Source organism: Chitinilyticum litopenaei DSM 21440, assembly GCF_000428145.1.
Classification (GTDB): domain Bacteria; phylum Pseudomonadota; class Gammaproteobacteria; order Burkholderiales; family Chitinibacteraceae; genus Chitinilyticum; species Chitinilyticum litopenaei.
Genome location: NZ_ATZJ01000059.1, coordinates 1 through 16,809 on the forward strand (window position 1 = coordinate 1; position 16,809 = coordinate 16,809).

Genomic DNA, 16,809 nt, shown 5'->3' on the forward strand with positions numbered 1-16,809 from the left:
TCACGTAGACTGCCCGGGCCACGCTGACTATGTAAAGAACATGATCACTGGTGCCGCTCAGATGGATGGCGCGATTCTGGTGTGTTCCGCTGCTGATGGTCCGATGCCGCAAACCCGTGAGCACATTCTGCTGTCCCGTCAGGTTGGCGTTCCGTACATCATCGTGTTCCTGAACAAGGCCGACCTGGTTGACGACGCTGAGCTGCTCGAGCTGGTTGAAATGGAAGTGCGCGAGCTGCTGTCCAAGTACGACTTCCCGGGCGATGACTGCCCGATCATCACTGGTTCCGCCCGTCTGGCGCTGGAAGGTGATCAGTCCGAGTACGGCGAGCCGGCGATCTTCCGTCTGGCTGACGCGCTGGATTCCTACATCCCGACTCCGGAGCGTGCTGTCGATGGCGCCTTCCTGATGCCGGTTGAAGATGTATTCTCCATCTCCGGTCGTGGTACCGTGGTTACCGGTCGTGTAGAGCGCGGTATCGTCAAGGTTGGTGAAGAAATCGAAATCGTTGGTATCAAGCCGACCGTCAAGACGACTTGTACCGGTGTGGAAATGTTCCGCAAGCTGCTGGATCAAGGCCAGGCTGGCGACAACATCGGCGCGCTGCTGCGTGGTACCAAGCGTGAAGACGTTGAGCGTGGTCAGGTTCTGGCCAAGCCGGGTTCCATTACTCCGCACACCAAGTTTGCTGGTTCCGTGTACGTGCTGTCGAAGGAAGAGGGTGGTCGTCACACTCCGTTCTTCAATGGCTATCGTCCGCAGTTCTACTTCCGTACCACTGATGTGACCGGTGCGGTTGAGCTGCCGGCTGGTACCGAAATGGTGATGCCGGGTGACAACGTGGAAGTGACCGTCTCCCTGATCGCTCCGATCGCCATGGAACAAGGTCTGCGCTTCGCGATTCGTGAAGGTGGCCGTACCGTCGGCGCCGGTGTTGTTGCCAAGATCATCGAATAAGTAGTTCACAGTTAAGAGCGGTTTTGCTATAATTCCGCTCTTTCCGCAGGCGAGTAGCTCAATTGGCAGAGCACCGGTCTCCAAAACCGGGGGTTGGGGGTTCGAGACCCTCCTCGCCTGCCACAATATACAGGGCCGTTCCTATGGGACGGCTCTCTTTTATCGGTTCGCCGAAAAGAATATGGAACGCGTAGACAAGATCAAGGCTGTTGCTGCGGCGCTGTTGCTCGTGGCTGGTGCTGTTGCTTATCAGTTTTTGCCCGCGGCACAAGGTGTAGCGCGGGTTGCTGCATTGGTGCTTGCCGTGCTGGCGGCTTGCGGAATGGTCTGGTTTTCAGCGTTGCGCCGTGATTTTTTCGGTTATGCGCTCGATTCATGGAAAGAGGCCAAGAAAGTGGTCTGGCCTTCCAAGAAAGAGACCTGGCAAGTGACGGCAGTGGTGTTTGTGTTTGTGGCTGTGCTTGCATTGTTCATGCTCATTGTCGACCAAGCCCTGACCTGGGTGTTTTACGACCTGATTCTGGGTCGTGGTTGATCGCAACTTGATGGAGTAAGGGCATGGGAATGCGCTGGTATGTTGTGCATGCATACTCTGGGTTTGAAAAGAGTGTGCAAAAGGCTTTGCGCGAACGCTATGAGCGTGAGGGCTTGTCTCATTTGTTTGGCCAGATTCTGGTTCCGGTCGAAGAGGTTGTTGAGGTCAAGAATGGCCGCAAGGTGCTTGCAGAGCGCAAGCTCTTTCCCGGTTATGTGTACGTCGAAATGGAAATGACGGATGAATCCTGGCACCTGGTGAAGTCGACTCCCAAGGTGACGGGTTTTCTCGGGGGGGTGGGGAATCGCCCCTTGCCGGTGTCGGCTCGCGAGATGGAGGGTGTTCTCCGTCAGATTCAGGAGGGTGTCGAAAAGCCCCGTCCGAAGATCATGTTCGAGGTTGGTGAAATGCTCCGTGTGACGGAGGGGCCGTTTGCCGATTTCAATGCAACCGTTGAGTCCGTCGATTACGACAAGAGCCGCCTGAAGGTGTCCGTGTCGATTTTCGGTCGTGCCACTCCGGTGGAAGTTGACTTCGCCCAGGTCGAAAAAGTCTGATTTTGTCTGGCTGCCCGAATGGGTGGCTGTATTTGGGGAGTGCGCAAGTCGCACGTTTGACCCGTTTTTAGGAGCTTCAAATGGCCAAGAAAATCATCGGCTACATCAAGCTGCAAGTTCCGGCCGGCAAGGCGAATCCTTCGCCCCCGATCGGTCCGGCGCTTGGTCAGCGTGGTCTTAACATCATGGAATTCTGCAAGGCGTTCAACGCCGCGACCCAAGGCATCGAGCCGGGTCTGCCGATTCCGGTGGTGATTACTGCGTTTGCCGACAAGTCGTTCACCTTCGTGATGAAGTCCCCCCCGGCGACCATTCTGCTGAAGAAGGCTGCTGGCATCACCAAGGGTTCTTCCAAGCCGCATACCGACAAGGTAGGCAAGGTGACCCGTGCCCAGCTGGAAGAAATCGTGAAGACCAAGCAGGCTGATCTGACTGCTGCCGACCTGGACGCTGCCGTGCGCATTATCGCCGGCTCCGCTCGTTCCATGGGTCTTGAAGTGGAGGGCGTGTAAATGGCTAAGGTTTCCAAGCGTCTCGCCGCCCTGAAGGCTACTGTTGATCGCAACAAGCTCTACGCTGTTGACGAAGCGATTGCCATGGTCAAGGGTGCTGCTACCGCCAAGTTCAACGAGTCCGTTGACGTGGCTGTGAATCTCGGTGTTGATCCGCGCAAATCCGACCAGGTTGTGCGTGGTTCGGTTGTACTGCCCAAGGGTACTGGCAAGAGCGTTCGCGTTGCCGTGTTCACCCAAGGCGCCAATGCTGAAGCTGCCAAGGCTGCAGGTGCTGACATCGTTGGTTTCGAAGATCTGGCCGAAAGCATCAAGGCTGGCAATCTGGACTTCGACGTGGTCATCGCTTCCCCGGATGCAATGCGCATTGTTGGTCAGCTCGGTACCATCCTTGGTCCGCGCGGTCTGATGCCGAACCCGAAGGTTGGCACTGTAACCCCGAACGTGGCTGAGGCTGTTAAGAATGCCAAGGCTGGTCAGGTTCAGTACCGTACCGACAAGGCTGGTATCATTCACGCCACCATCGGTCGCGCTTCCTTTGATGCCGCTGATCTGAAGGCCAACCTGTTGGCGCTGGTTGATGCCCTGCAAAAGGCCAAGCCGGCCGCTGCCAAGGGCGTGTACTTCAAGAAGCTGGCTGTATCGAGCACCATGGGTATCGGTGTTCGTGTTGATGCCGCTTCGGTACAACAGCAGTAATTGACTTGCCCGGAGCTGCATTCAGATGCAGCTCCGCACTGACTTTGGGCCTGGCAGCAATGCCGGGATTGTCAAAGACCGTAGGTGACCGGTATCCGGTCTTAATCCCGATGTTCCCAAACATCTGCCTACGCAGACGGTGTGCCCAAGATGACTTTCCGAATTGCATTGCAAATCTGCGAGTCTCCTGAACATTGGTCGCCGTTTGAATTGGGTGGTGTGACCCTGTCGCACTGAACTGATAACCAATGGAGGTAGACCTTGAGTCTCAATCTGGAAGACAAAAAGGCCGTCGTAGCCGAGATCGCAGCAGAAGTTGCGAAAGCTCAGACTATCGTCGTCGCCGAGTACCGGGGAATTGAGGTTGCCAGCATGACTCAACTGCGCAAGCAAGCGCGTGAGTCCGGCGTATATCTGCGCGTTCTGAAGAACACGCTGGCTCGCCGTGCGGTGCAGGATACTCCGTTTGCCGCGCTGGCCGACCAAATGGTTGGCCCGCTGGTATACGGTTTTTCCGAAGATGCCGTTGCTGCAGCCAAAGTCCTGCACACATTTGCCAAGAAGGACGACAAGATCGTCATCAAGGCTGGTTCGTTTGATGGCAAGGTAATGAATGCAGCTGAGGTTGCTGCCCTTGCAAGCATCCCGAGCCGCGAAGAGCTGCTGTCCAAGCTGCTGTTCGTTATGCAGGCACCGGTTTCCGGCATGGCTCGTGCGCTGGGCGCGCTGGCCGAGAAAAAGCAAGCCGAAGCTGCTTAATTTCCCTTTTGCATTGATACAAGATTTCAGGAGTATTTAGACATGGCTCTGACCAAAGACGACATCCTCGAAGCCGTAGGCGCGATGACTGTTCTGGAACTGAACGACCTGGTTAAGGCGTTCGAAGAAAAGTTCGGTGTTTCCGCTGCTGCTGTTGCAGTTGCTGGCCCGGCCGGTGCTGCTGCTGCTGCCGTTGAAGAGCAAACCGAATTCAACGTCATCCTGACCAACGCTGGTGCCAACAAGGTAGGCGTGATCAAGGTTGTTCGCGAACTGACCGGCCTGGGCCTGAAGGAAGCGAAGGATCTGGTTGACGGCGCTCCGAAGGCTGTCAAGGAAGGCGCTGCCAAGGCTGACGCCGAGGCTATCGTCAAGAAGCTGATCGAAGCCGGTGCACAGGCTGAGATGAAGTAATCACCCCCGGGTGATCGCTTAAGGCAGGCGGAGGAATCCGCCTGCCCTTTTGCGTTTGTATCCGGCCAGCATTCTTACGGCCGGTTGATTCTGGTAATTGCCAAACCGGAAACCGCGTGCGCTCTGGCGCCGTTTGCGGTTTGTCCTTTGCGCCCCACTCCATGGAGAGTTTATGAGTATGAACTACTCGTTCACTGAGAAGAAACGCATTCGCAAGAGTTTCGCGAAGCGGGCGAGCGTGCTTGATGTGCCATTTCTGCTGGCTACGCAAATTGATTCTTACACCGAGTTCCTGCAACTTGGCGTACCGATCAGTGACCGTCGCTCGATTGGCCTGCAGGCAGCGTTCGCTTCGATTTTTCCGATTGTCTCGCACAATGAGAATGCGCGCCTTGAGTTCGTTCACTATAGCCTGGGCGAGCCCCCTTTCGATGTGATCGAGTGTCAGCAGCGCGGCATTACTTTTGCCGCCCCGCTGCGCGCCCGTGTCCGTCTGGTCATCATGGACCGCGAAGCGGCCAAGCCGACCGTCAAGGAAGTCAAGGAGCAGGACGTTTACTTCGGCGAAATCCCGCTGATGACACGCAATGGCTCCTTTGTCATCAACGGTACCGAGCGCGTCATTGTTTCGCAGCTGCACCGCTCGCCTGGCGTGTTCTTCGAGCACGACAAGGGCAAGACGCACTCTTCGGGCAAGCTGCTGTTCTCGGCGCGGATCATTCCGTACCGCGGCTCTTGGCTGGACTTTGAATTTGATCCCAAGGATCTGTTGTTCTTCCGGATTGACCGTCGTCGCAAGATGCCGGTATCCATCCTGCTGAAGGCGCTTGGCTATACGCCGGAGCAGATGCTGGCTGAATTCTTCGATACCGACACCTTCTATCTGAACGAGGGCGATATCCACTGGGAGCTGGTGCCCGAGCGCCTGAAGGGCGAGGTCGCGAAGTTTGACATCGTCACCGACGACGGCAAGGTACTGGCCCAGAAAGACAAGCGCATCACCGCCAAGACCATCCGCGACATCAATGCCGCCGGTCTCACGCGCGTCGAGGTTCCGGACGAATTCCTGCTGGGGCGCGTTCTTGCCGTCAACGCCGTGGATCCGGATACCGGTGAAGTAGTGGCCAAGGCCAACGAAGAAATCACCGAGGAGCTCCTGGTCAAGTTCGAGCAGGCCGAGATCAAGGAAGTGCGCGTCCTCTTCACCAATGATCTGGATCAGGGCGCTTACCTGTCCATGACCCTGCGCACCGACGATGTGCTGGATCAGTGGGCTGCCCGCGTGGCCATCTATCGCATGATGCGTCCGGGCGAGCCGCCGACCGAAGATGCCGTAGAGGCTCTTTTCAAGGGCTTGTTTTTCGACGAGGCACGCTACGACCTGTCTGCTGTCGGTCGCATGAAGTTCAACAGCCGCGCCTATCCGGACAAGCATGACGAGCGTACCCCGGGCTGGCAGCGCCGTTTCTACGAACGTGTCGGTTCGCGCGGCCTGGAAGGCTCCGGCGTCCTGTCGACGGAAGACATCATTGCCGTGATCGGCATCCTGCTTGAGCTGCGCAACGGTCGCGGTGACGTGGATGATATCGATCACCTTGGCAACCGTCGTGTGCGTTCGGTGGGCGAGCTGGCCGAGAACCAGTTCCGCGCCGGTCTGGTGCGTGTCGAGCGCGCCGTCAAGGAGCGTCTGTCGCAGGCAGAATCTGACAACCTGATGCCGCATGACCTGATCAATGCCAAGCCGGTATCTGCCGCGATCAAGGAATTCTTCGGTTCCTCGCAGCTGTCGCAGTTCATGGACCAGACCAACCCGCTGTCGGAAATTACCCACAAGCGCCGTGTATCGGCTCTTGGCCCGGGTGGTCTCACCCGCGAACGCGCCGGCTTCGAAGTGCGTGACGTGCACCCGACCCACTATGGTCGCGTGTGCCCGATCGAAACGCCGGAAGGCCCGAACATCGGTCTGATCAACTCGCTGTCCTGCTATGCCCGCACCAATGAATACGGTTTCCTGGAAACCCCGTATCGTCGCGTGGTGGATGGCAAGGTCACCAATGAAATCGATTACCTGTCGGCCATTGACGAAGGCAAGTATGTGATTGCCCAGGCGAATGCCGAAGTGGGTGACGACGGCAGCCTGATCGAAGAGCGTGTAACCTGCCGCAAGCATGGTGAAACCACGACCGAATCGCCGGCCAACGTCCAGTACATGGACGTGGCGCCGAGTCAGATTGTTTCCGTTGCCGCTTCGCTGATTCCGTTCCTTGAGCACGACGATGCGAACCGCGCATTGATGGGCGCCAACATGCAGCGTCAGGCCGTACCTTGCCTGCGCGCCGCATCGCCGCTGGTCGGCACCGGTATCGAGCGTACCTGCGCGATCGACTCGGGCACCGCAGTTGCCGCGATGCGTGGCGGCAAGGTAGATTATGTGGACGCGACCCGTATCGTGATCCGTGTGAATGATGATGAGGCGATGCCGGGCGAAACCGGCGTGGATATCTACAACCTCGTCAAATTCACCCGTTCCAACCAGAACACCAATACCAACCAGCGCCCGATCGTGAAGCGTGGCGATCTGATCGCCAAGGGCGACGTGATTGCCGATGGCGCATCGACCGATCTGGGCGAAATGGCGCTGGGTCAGAACATGACCATCGCCTTCATGCCGTGGAACGGTTACAACTTCGAAGATTCGATTCTGATCTCCGAGAAGGTGATTGCCGACGACCGCTATACCTCGATTCACATCGAGGAACTGTCGGTCATGGCGCGCGACACCAAGCTGGGCGCCGAAGAAATCACCCGCGATATCTCCAATCTGTCCGAGCGCATGCTCGGTCGTCTGGATGAGGCCGGTGTCGTGTATATCGGTGCCGAAGTCGAAGCGGGCGACGTACTGGTCGGCAAGGTGACGCCCAAGGGCGAAACCCAGCTGACACCGGAAGAGAAGCTGCTGCGCGCGATCTTTGGCGAGAAGGCTTCCGACGTGAAGGACACCTCGCTGCGCGTGCCGTCCGGCATGTCCGGCACGGTTATCGACGTGCAGGTGTTCACTCGTGAAGGCGTCGAGCGCGACAAGCGTGCCCAGTCCATCATCGACGAGCAGCTGCGCCGCTATCGCCAGGATCTGAACGACCAGCTGCGCATCGTAGAAAAGGACATGTTCGAGCGTATCGAGCGCCAGATCATTGGCAAGATTGCCAATGGTGGCCCGAAGCGCCTTGCCAAGGGTACGGCGATTACCGCCGAATACCTGGCCGACATGCCGAGCAAGCATGACTGGTTCGACATCCGCCTTGCCGACGAGGAAGGCGCTCGCCAGCTGGAAGCGATGAAGGACCTGATCGCCCAGATGAAGGCTGAGTTCGAACTGCGCTTCGAAGACAAGAAACGCAAGCTGACCCAGGGCGACGAACTGCCGCCGGGCGTGATCAAGATGGTCAAAGTCTATGTGGCCGTGAAGCGTCGCCTGCAGCCGGGCGACAAGATGGCCGGCCGTCACGGTAACAAGGGTGTGGTTTCCAAGATCCTGCCGGTGGAAGATCTGCCGTACATGGCGGATGGCACTCCGGTCGACATCGTGCTGAACCCGCTGGGCGTACCGTCGCGGATGAACATTGGCCAGATTCTGGAAGTGCATCTGGGCTGGGCGGCCAAGGGGATTGGCCAGCGCATCGACGGCATGCTGCGCGAGCAGCGCAATGTGGCCGAAGTACGCGACTACCTGCAGAAGATTTATGGCAGCTCCGGCCGCAAGGAAGACATCAGCGGTTTGTCCGATGCGGAAGTGCTGTCGCTGGCCAGCGGTCTGCGCACCGGCATGACCTTTGCAAGCCCGGTATTCGACGGTGCCAAGGAAAGCGAAATTCGCGCCATGCTGGAGCTGGCCTATCCGGATGAGGATGCCCGCACCCAGTTGCTGAATTTCAACGACAGCAAGACGCAGATGCAGCTGTTCGATGGCCGCACCGGCGAAGCGTTCGAGCGCAAGGTCACTGTTGGCGTCATGCATTACCTGAAGCTGCATCACCTGGTGGACGACAAGATGCACGCGCGTTCGACCGGTCCGTACTCGCTCGTTACCCAGCAGCCGCTGGGCGGCAAGGCGCAGTTCGGTGGCCAGCGCTTCGGGGAAATGGAAGTGTGGGCGCTGGAAGCATACGGCGCCGCCTACACCCTGCAGGAAATGCTGACCGTGAAGTCCGATGATGTGAATGGCCGTACCAAGGTCTATGAAAACATCGTCAAGGGTGACCATCGTATTGACGCTGGCATGCCGGAATCCTTCAATGTACTGGTGAAGGAAATCCGCTCGCTGGGTATCGATATCGATCTCGAGCGCAATTGATCCGTGTGAGGTGTGGCAGGGGGCAAGCCCCTTGCGCACCTGACTCACACCCTCACGGGTGGGGTTACATGCAGTGGCAGAAATGACGGGGTATCGAGCCGGGGCTTAAGTAGCTAAAGGGCTGTGGCTCGATACCTTTGTGGGTGTGTAGCCCCTCTCTATTGGAGAAGAATTGATATGAAAGGCCTTCTCGAACTCTTCAAGCAAGTCGTTCAGGACGAAGAATTCGACGCGATCAAGATCGGGCTGGCGTCGCCCGAAAAGATCCGTACCTGGTCCTTCGGTGAAGTGAAAAAGCCGGAGACCATCAATTACCGTACTTTCAAGCCGGAGCGCGATGGCCTGTTCTGCGCCCGCATCTTTGGCCCGATCAAGGACTATGAATGTCTTTGCGGCAAGTACAAGCGCCTGAAGCATCGCGGCGTGGTCTGCGAGAAGTGCGGCGTTGAAGTAACACTGTCCAAGGTGCGCCGTGAGCGCATGGGCCACATCGAGCTGGCCTCGCCGGTTGCGCACATCTGGTTCCTGAAGTCGCTGCCGTCGCGTCTGGGCATGGTGCTCGACATTCCGCTGCGCGACATTGAGCGCGTGCTGTACTTTGAAGGCTACATCGTCATCGAGCCGGGCATGACTCCGCTGAACCGCGGCGAGCTGCTGACCGAAGAAGACTACTTCAACAAGGTTGAAGAGTACGGTGACGAATTCGTTGCGATGATGGGTGCCGAGGCGGTTCGCGAACTGCTCAAGAACCTGAACATCGATCAGGAAATCGCCACGCTGCGCCAGGAGCTGGAAAGCACCGGTTCCGAAACCAAGATCAAGAAGATCGCCAAGCGCCTGAAGGTGCTGGAGGCCTTCGAGCGTTCCGGCATCAAGCCGGAATGGATGATCATGGAAGTGCTGCCGGTGCTGCCGCCGGAACTGCGTCCGCTGGTGCCGCTGGATGGTGGCCGTTTTGCGACTTCCGACCTGAATGATCTCTATCGTCGCGTCATCAACCGTAACAACCGTCTGAAGCGCCTGCTGGAACTGCGTGCGCCGGAAATCATCGTCCGCAACGAAAAGCGCATGCTGCAGGAAGCTGTTGACTCGCTGCTGGACAACGGTCGACGCGGCAAGGCCATGACCGGCGCCAACAAGCGTCCGCTGAAGTCGCTGGCCGACATGATCAAGGGCAAGGGCGGTCGTTTCCGTCAGAACCTCTTGGGCAAGCGCGTCGACTACTCCGGCCGTTCCGTCATTACCGTAGGCCCGACCCTGCGTCTGCATCAGTGCGGCCTGCCGAAACTGATGGCGCTGGAACTCTTCAAGCCTTTCATCTTCCATCGTCTGGAAGTGATGGGTCTGGCGACCACCATCAAGGCCGCCAAGAAGATGGTCGAGTCGCAAGAGCCGGTGGTGTGGGACATTCTGGAAGACGTGATTCGCGAGCATCCGGTACTGCTGAACCGCGCACCGACGCTGCACCGTCTGGGTATTCAGGCGTTCGAGCCGACGCTGATCGAAGGCAAGGCCATTCAGCTGCACCCGCTGGTGTGTGCGGCGTTCAACGCCGACTTCGACGGTGACCAGATGGCCGTTCACGTGCCGCTGTCGCTGGAAGCGCAGATGGAAGCCCGCACCCTGATGCTGGCCTCCAACAACGTGCTCGCTCCGGCCAACGGCGACCCGATCATCGTGCCGTCGCAGGATATCGTACTGGGTCTGTACTACATGACCCGTGACGAAATCAACGGCAAGGGCGAGGCTGAGCCGGATACGAAGAAGGCGTTGCAGGAGCAGTCGCTGGCATCTTACTTTGCCGATGTCAACGAAGCCCGTCGTGCCTACGAAAGCAAGGAAATCTCGCTGCACACCAAGGTGTATGTGCGTCTGAAGGAATGGTTCAAGGACGACAATGGTGAGTGGCAGTTCAAGCTGGTGCGCAAGTACACCACCGTTGGTCGTGCCATCCTGTCGGAAATTCTGCCCAAGGGCCTGGATTTCAGTCACGTCGACAAGGCGCTGAAGAAGAAAGAGATCGGCAAGCTGATCAATGCGTCCTTCCGCAGCTGTGGTCTGCGCGATACCGTGATCTTTGCCGACCAGCTGATGTACACCGGTTTTGCCTTTTCGACTCGCGGCGGCATTTCGATCTGCGTCGACGACATGCTGGTGCCTGCCGCCAAGATTGAGTTGCAACTGGCTGCTCAGCAGGAAGTCAAGGAGGTCGAAGAGCAATACAACTCCGGTCTCGTGACCCATGGCGAGCGTTACAACAAGGTCGTCGACATCTGGGGCAAGGCCGGTGAAGACATTGCCAAGGCGATGATGGACAACCTGAAGACCGTGGACGTGACGGACCGTTACGGCAAGCAGGTCAAGCAGGAGTCCTTCAACTCCATCTACATGATGGCTGACTCCGGTGCGCGGGGTTCCGCTGCACAGATTCGTCAGCTGGCCGGTATGCGGGGTCTGATGGCCAAGCCGGATGGCTCGATTATCGAGACGCCGATCAAGGCAAACTTCCGCGAAGGCCTGACCGTACTTGACTACTTCATTTCGACCCACGGTGCGCGTAAGGGTCTGGCCGATACGGCGCTGAAAACGGCGAACTCCGGTTACCTGACCCGTCGTCTTGTCGATGTGACCCAGGATCTGGTGGTGATCGAGGACGATTGCGGCACCAAGAATGGTGTGAGCATGAAGGCGGTTCTGCAGGGCGGTGACGTGATCGAAGCGCTGCGTGACCGTATTCTGGGTCGTGTCGCTGCTGCCGATGTGGTCGATCCCTCCAGCCAGGAGACCATTTACGAAGCGGGTACTCTGCTGGGCGAAGACGAGGTCGATACCATCGAGCGCCTGGGCATTGATGAAGTGAAGGTTCGTACTCCGCTGTCTTGCGAAACCCGCTATGGCCTCTGCGCCAAGTGTTATGGCCGCGATCTCGGACGTGGTCACCTGGTGAATGCCGGTGAAGCGGTCGGCGTAATCGCCGCCCAGTCGATCGGTGAGCCGGGCACCCAGCTGACCATGCGTACCTTCCACATCGGTGGTGCGGCGTCGCGTGCAGCGGCGGCCAGCCAGGTCGAATCCAAGTCCAGCGGTAATATCGCTTTCTCGTCGAACATGCGCTACGTCACCAACGTGAAGGGTGATCTGGTGGTGATTGCGCGTTCGGCGGAAGTGCTGGTGCTGGATGATCATGGACGCGAACGTGAGCGTCACAAGGTTCCGTATGGCGCCACGCTGCTGGTCAAGGATGGCGAAACGATCAAGGCCGGTGCCGTGCTGGGTACTTGGGACCCGCACACCCGCCCGATCATTACCGAGTATGCCGGCCAGGTTAAGTTCGAAAACGTGGAAGAGGGTATCACCGTCGTCAAGCAGGTTGACGAAGTGACCGGTCTGTCCACGCTGGTGGTGATTGATCCGAAGCGCAAGGCCGGTGCCGCCAAGGGCGTTCGTCCCCTGGTCAAACTGCTCGACGAATCGGGTAACGAAGTCAAGCTGACCGGCACGGATACCGCTGTAACCATCGGCTTCCAGGTTGGTGCGATCATTACCGTGAAGGATGGTCAGACCGTTGGCAAGGGTGATGTGCTGGCCCGTATTCCGCAGGAATCGGCCAAGACCCGCGACATTACCGGTGGTCTGCCGCGCGTTGCCGAGCTGTTTGAAGCGCGTTCGCCCAAGGATGCCGGCATGCTGGCCGAGGTGACTGGTACCGTTTCCTTCGGCAAGGACACCAAGGGCAAGCAGCGCCTGATCATTACCGATCTGGAAGGCCTGGCTCACGAGTACCTGATTCCGAAGGACAAGCACGTCATGGTCCACGACGGTCAGGTAGTCAATCGTGGTGAAACCATCGTTGACGGCCCGATCGATCCGCACGACATCCTGAAGCTGCAGGGTATCGAGGCACTCAGCCGCTATATCGTCCAGGAAGTGCAGGAAGTCTATCGTCTGCAGGGCGTGAAGATTAACGACAAGCACATCGAAGTGATCGTTCGCCAGATGCTGCGTCGGGTGATCATTACCGATGCAGGTGGTACCGATTTCATTCAGGGTGAGCAGGTTGAGCGCGCTGAAGTGCTGATTGCCAATGACCGGATGGCAGCGGAAGGCAAGGAGCTGGCCAAGTACGACAACGTGCTGCTGGGTATTACCAAGGCTTCCCTGTCAACCGACTCCTTCATCTCGGCGGCTTCCTTCCAGGAAACCACGCGTGTTCTGACCGAGGCAGCCATCATGGGCAAGGTCGACGATCTGCGCGGCCTGAAGGAGAATGTGATTGTCGGTCGCCTGATTCCGGCCGGTACCGGTCTTGCGTATCACAAGAATCGCCGTCGTGTGGCTGAAGTTGCAAGCGATCCGCTGGCACTCTTTGCCGAAGCCGCAGCCGAAGTAGTGGCGGAAGGGCAGTCTGCGGATGAGTAAGCACTCATCCATTGACTCGCGATTTGAATTCTTCATATAATTCAAGTCTTTTTTGGCGGCGCCCCTTGCGGGGTGCCGCTTGTTGCATTTCCAATTTTGGATTTGCAGGGTCGCCAGGCTTGCAAAAGCACGGCGGATTTAAACCTGGTAGGAAGAAACAATGCCAACTATCAATCAACTCGTTCGTAAAGGGCGTGTTGCGGAAGTCGCCAAGAGCAAGGTTCCTGCTCTTGAGGCTTGCCCGCAAAAGCGTGGCGTGTGCACCCGTGTGTACACCACCACTCCGAAGAAGCCGAACTCCGCTCTGCGTAAAGTGTGCAAGGTTCGTCTGACCAACGGTTTCGAAGTGATTTCGTATATCGGCGGTGAAGGCCATAACCTGCAGGAACACAGCGTAGTGCTGATCCGTGGCGGTCGTGTAAAGGATTTGCCGGGTGTGCGCTATCACTGCGTGCGCGGCTCCCTCGATCTGGCTGGCGTCAAGGATCGTAAGCAGTCTCGTTCGAAGTACGGTGCGAAGCGTCCGAAGGCTTAAGCCTTTGCTGGTGGTCGTATCGTGTGGTCGATGGACGCGACCCTCTCGCTTTTGCGGTGCAGGGTAAACCATCGAGTAAGTGGCAGATCAGGTGATCTGCCTTGGGGATAAACCCCGACTGAATGTCACATTGAGGAATTAATATCATGCCAAGACGCAGAGAAGTGCCGAAGCGCGAGGTTTTGCCGGATCCGAAGTTCGGTTCTACCGAGCTTGCCAAGTTCATGAACGTTGTTATGCTCGACGGCAAAAAGGCCGTTGCCGAGCGCATCGTTTACGGTGCCCTTGCCCAGATCGAAAAGAAGGGTGGCAAGGATGCATTGGAAGTGTTCTCTACCGCCATCAATAACGTGAAGCCGATCGTGGAAGTAAAAAGCCGCCGTGTCGGTGGTGCGAACTACCAGGTTCCCGTTGAAGTCCGTCCTAGCCGTCGTCTGGCATTGGCGATGCGCTGGGTGCGCGAAGCGGCTCGCAAGCGCGGTGAGAAGTCGATGGATCTGCGTCTGGCTGGTGAACTGCTTGATGCTGCAGAAGGCCGCGGCGGCGCGATGAAGAAGCGTGACGAAGTTCACCGCATGGCTGAAGCCAACAAGGCGTTCGCCCACTACCGCTTCTAATCGCGACTACTCATTAAGGAATAAGCCGTGGCTCGTAAGACTCCCATTGAGCGCTACCGCAATATTGGTATTTCCGCTCACATTGATGCCGGCAAGACCACAACTACCGAACGTATCCTGTTCTACACCGGTGTGAACCACAAGATCGGTGAAGTTCATGATGGCGCAGCCACCATGGACTGGATGGAGCAAGAGCAGGAACGTGGTATCACCATTACCTCCGCTGCAACCACTACCTACTGGAAAGGTATGGGCATGCAGTTTCCTGAGCACCATATCAACATCATTGATACCCCGGGGCACGTTGACTTCACGATTGAAGTTGAGCGTTCCATGCGTGTTCTTGATGGCGCCTGCATGGTTTACTGTGCAGTAGGTGGTGTTCAGCCGCAGTCCGAAACCGTTTGGCGTCAGGCCAACAAGTACAAGGTTCCGCGTCTGGCTTTCGTGAACAAGATGGACCGTCAGGGTGCCAACTTCTTCCGCGTGGTAGAGCAGATGAAGATTCGCCTGAAGGCGAATCCGGTTCCGGTGGTTGTGCCGATTGGTGCGGAAGACACCTTCGAGGGTGTTGTTGACCTGATCAAGATGAAGGCCATCTACTGGGATGAAGCTTCCCAGGGCATGAAGTTCGAGTATCGTGATATTCCGGCTGATCTGCTTGATGTGGCTCAGGAATGGCGCGAGAAGATGGTCGAGACGGCTGCCGAAGCCAGCGAAGACCTGATGAACAAGTATCTGGAAACCGGTGAGCTGAGCGAGGAAGAGATCGTTTCGGCAATCCGTGCTCGTACTCTGGCTTGTGAAATCCAGCCGATGCTGTGCGGTACTGCCTTCAAGAACAAGGGTGTTCAGCGCATGCTGGATGCCGTGATCGAATTCCTGCCGTCGCCGATTGAAATCGAGGCTGTTAAGGGTACTGATGATCGCGGTAATGAAGATTCCCGCACTGCTTCCGACGAAGCTCCGTTCTCGGCGCTTGCTTTCAAGCTGATGAATGACCCGTATGTCGGTCAGCTGACTTTCTTCCGCGTCTATTCCGGCATCGTGAAGTCGGGTGATTCCGTGCTGAACTCGGTCAAGGACAAGAAAGAGCGTATCGGTCGTATCGTTCAGATGCACGCCAATGACCGCAAGGAAATTGACGAAGTACGCGCTGGTGATATCGCGGCAGCGATCGGCCTGAAGGATGTGACTACGGGCGAGACGCTGTGTGATCTGGACAAGGTCATTATCCTTGAGCGCATGGAGTTCCCGGATCCGGTGATTCACGTGGCTGTTGAGCCGAAGACCAAGGCTGACCAGGAAAAGATGGGTCTGGCTCTCGGTCGTCTGGCCAAGGAGGATCCGTCCTTCCGCGTGCGTACCGATGAAGAGTCGGGTCAGACCATCATTTCCGGGATGGGTGAGCTTCACCTGGAAATTATTGTTGACCGCATGAAGCGTGAATTCGGTGTTGAGGCCAACGTGGGTGCACCGCAAGTCGCGTATCGTGAGACCATCACGACCGTGGCCAAGGACGTCCAGGGTAAGCATGCCAAGCAATCCGGTGGTAAGGGTCAGTACGGTGATTGTACGATTACCCTCGAGCCGTCGGGCGAAGGCAAGGGTTACATTTTCGTCGACGAGATCAAGGGTGGTGTGATTCCGCGTGAATTCATTCCGTCGGTGGACAAGGGTATTCAGAACACCCTGAAGTCCGGCATTCTTGCTGGTTTCCCGGTTGTTGATGTAACCGTTCGCCTCACCTTTGGTTCGTACCACGATGTTGACTCGTCCCAGATTGCGTTCGAACTGGCTGGTTCGATTGCCTTCAAAGAGGCGATGCGCCGTGCGAATCCGGTAATTCTTGAGCCGATGATGGCTGTTGAGATCGAGACGCCGGAAGAGTACATGGGCGACATCATGGGTGATATTTCGTCCCGTCGTGGCATTTTGCAGGGTATGGATGACAACCCGGCTGGTGGCAAGATGATCAAGGCCGAGGTGCCGCTGTCCGAAATGTTCGGCTATTCGACCACGCTGCGCTCGATGTCTCAGGGTCGTGCTACTTACTCCATGGAGTTCAAGCACTACTCCGAGGCTCCGCGCAATGTTGCCGAAGCCATCATGAACAAGAAGTAATTGACTGTTTTGGGGTTGGCGCCATGCGTCAGCCCCCGCCAAATTTCAAATCAAAGGAAAATTAGCAATGGCTAAGGAAAAGTTCGAACGGACGAAGCCGCACGTAAACGTAGGTACTATCGGCCACGTTGACCACGGCAAGACGACTCTGACCGCTGCAATCACCACCATTCTGTCCAAGAAGTTCGGTGGCGAGGCCAAGGGTTACGATCAGATCGACTCCGCTCCGGAAGAAAAGGCTCGTGGTATTACCATCAATACCGCTCACGTTGAATACGAAACCGAATCCCGTCACTACGCTCACGTAGACTGCCCGGGCCACGCTGACT

The 16,809-nt window shown here is 57.3% G+C and carries 13 protein-coding genes and 1 tRNA gene; all 14 read left to right on the forward strand.

Translation table 11 applies throughout. The features are described from left to right. A partial coding sequence (gene tuf / locus C515_RS0115590; RefSeq protein ID WP_028456279.1) for an elongation factor Tu occupies nt 1-958 on the forward strand: 958 nt, incomplete at its 5' end. A 47-nt stretch (nt 959-1,005) separates the two neighbouring features. Further along, nucleotides 1,006-1,081, forward strand: a tRNA-Trp gene (locus C515_RS0115595). A 58-nt stretch (nt 1,082-1,139) separates the two neighbouring features. After that, nucleotides 1,140-1,493, forward strand: a complete 354-nt coding sequence (gene secE / locus C515_RS0115600) for a preprotein translocase subunit SecE (protein WP_028456280.1) — start codon at nt 1,140-1,142, stop codon at nt 1,491-1,493. A 23-nt stretch (nt 1,494-1,516) separates the two neighbouring features. Then, a complete protein-coding gene (gene nusG, locus C515_RS0115605) occupies nt 1,517-2,050 on the forward strand; it encodes a transcription termination/antitermination protein NusG (RefSeq protein WP_028456281.1) in 534 nt (177 codons plus the stop codon). An 80-nt stretch (nt 2,051-2,130) separates the two neighbouring features. Beyond that, nucleotides 2,131-2,562, forward strand: a complete 432-nt coding sequence (gene rplK / locus C515_RS0115610) for a 50S ribosomal protein L11 (protein WP_028456282.1) — start codon at nt 2,131-2,133, stop codon at nt 2,560-2,562. Beyond that, nucleotides 2,563-3,261, forward strand: coding sequence for a 50S ribosomal protein L1 (gene rplA, locus C515_RS0115615; RefSeq protein ID WP_028456283.1), 699 nt, complete (start codon nt 2,563-2,565; stop codon nt 3,259-3,261). Between the two features lie 261 nt (nt 3,262-3,522). Continuing rightward, nucleotides 3,523-4,020 carry a 50S ribosomal protein L10 gene (gene rplJ, locus C515_RS0115620; RefSeq protein WP_028456284.1) on the forward strand — a complete coding sequence of 166 codons (498 nt, stop codon included), beginning with the start codon at nt 3,523-3,525 and terminating at the stop codon, nt 4,018-4,020. A gap of 42 nt (nt 4,021-4,062) precedes the next feature. After that, the gene (gene rplL, locus C515_RS0115625) at nt 4,063-4,434 is read left to right on the forward strand and encodes a 50S ribosomal protein L7/L12 (RefSeq protein WP_028456285.1); all 372 of its coding nucleotides are present in this window, start codon (nt 4,063-4,065) and stop codon (nt 4,432-4,434) included. A gap of 178 nt (nt 4,435-4,612) precedes the next feature. After that, nucleotides 4,613-8,785, forward strand: a complete 4,173-nt coding sequence (gene rpoB / locus C515_RS0115630) for a DNA-directed RNA polymerase subunit beta (protein ID WP_028456286.1) — start codon at nt 4,613-4,615, stop codon at nt 8,783-8,785. Nucleotides 8,786-8,962: 177 nt separating this feature from the next. Then, complete coding sequence (gene rpoC / locus C515_RS0115635) at nt 8,963-13,204, forward strand: DNA-directed RNA polymerase subunit beta' (protein ID WP_028456287.1); 4,242 nt, start codon at nt 8,963-8,965, stop codon at nt 13,202-13,204. A 160-nt stretch (nt 13,205-13,364) separates the two neighbouring features. Further along, a complete protein-coding gene (gene rpsL, locus C515_RS0115640; RefSeq protein WP_028456288.1) occupies nt 13,365-13,739 on the forward strand; it encodes a 30S ribosomal protein S12 in 375 nt (124 codons plus the stop codon). Nucleotides 13,740-13,885: 146 nt separating this feature from the next. After that, entirely contained in the window at nt 13,886-14,356 is a 471-nt protein-coding gene (rpsG, locus tag C515_RS0115645) for a 30S ribosomal protein S7 (RefSeq protein ID WP_028456289.1), read from the forward strand. Nucleotides 14,357-14,383: 27 nt separating this feature from the next. Then, nucleotides 14,384-16,480: an elongation factor G gene (fusA, locus tag C515_RS0115650; RefSeq protein ID WP_028456290.1), complete on the forward strand. Its 2,097-nt coding sequence runs from the start codon at nt 14,384-14,386 to the stop codon at nt 16,478-16,480. Between the two features lie 67 nt (nt 16,481-16,547). Further along, nucleotides 16,548-16,809, forward strand: a 262-nt coding sequence (locus C515_RS0115655) for a GTP-binding protein (RefSeq protein ID WP_028456291.1), incomplete at its 3' end; no start/stop codon positions are given.

What these genes read in the sequence shown, in the direction of transcription:
- secE (WP_028456280.1), top strand. Translation starts at nt 1,140, where the DNA reads ATGGAACGCGTAGACAAGATCAAGGCTGTTGCTGCGGCGCTGTTGCTC.
- nusG (WP_028456281.1), top strand. Translation starts at nt 1,517, where the DNA reads ATGGGAATGCGCTGGTATGTTGTGCATGCATACTCTGGGTTTGAAAAG.
- rplK (WP_028456282.1), top strand. Translation starts at nt 2,131, where the DNA reads ATGGCCAAGAAAATCATCGGCTACATCAAGCTGCAAGTTCCGGCCGGC.
- rplA (WP_028456283.1), top strand. Translation starts at nt 2,563, where the DNA reads ATGGCTAAGGTTTCCAAGCGTCTCGCCGCCCTGAAGGCTACTGTTGAT.
- rplL (WP_028456285.1), top strand. Translation starts at nt 4,063, where the DNA reads ATGGCTCTGACCAAAGACGACATCCTCGAAGCCGTAGGCGCGATGACT.
- rpoB (WP_028456286.1), top strand. Translation starts at nt 4,613, where the DNA reads ATGAACTACTCGTTCACTGAGAAGAAACGCATTCGCAAGAGTTTCGCG.
- rpoC (WP_028456287.1), top strand. Translation starts at nt 8,963, where the DNA reads ATGAAAGGCCTTCTCGAACTCTTCAAGCAAGTCGTTCAGGACGAAGAA.
- rpsL (WP_028456288.1), top strand. Translation starts at nt 13,365, where the DNA reads ATGCCAACTATCAATCAACTCGTTCGTAAAGGGCGTGTTGCGGAAGTC.
- rpsG (WP_028456289.1), top strand. Translation starts at nt 13,886, where the DNA reads ATGCCAAGACGCAGAGAAGTGCCGAAGCGCGAGGTTTTGCCGGATCCG.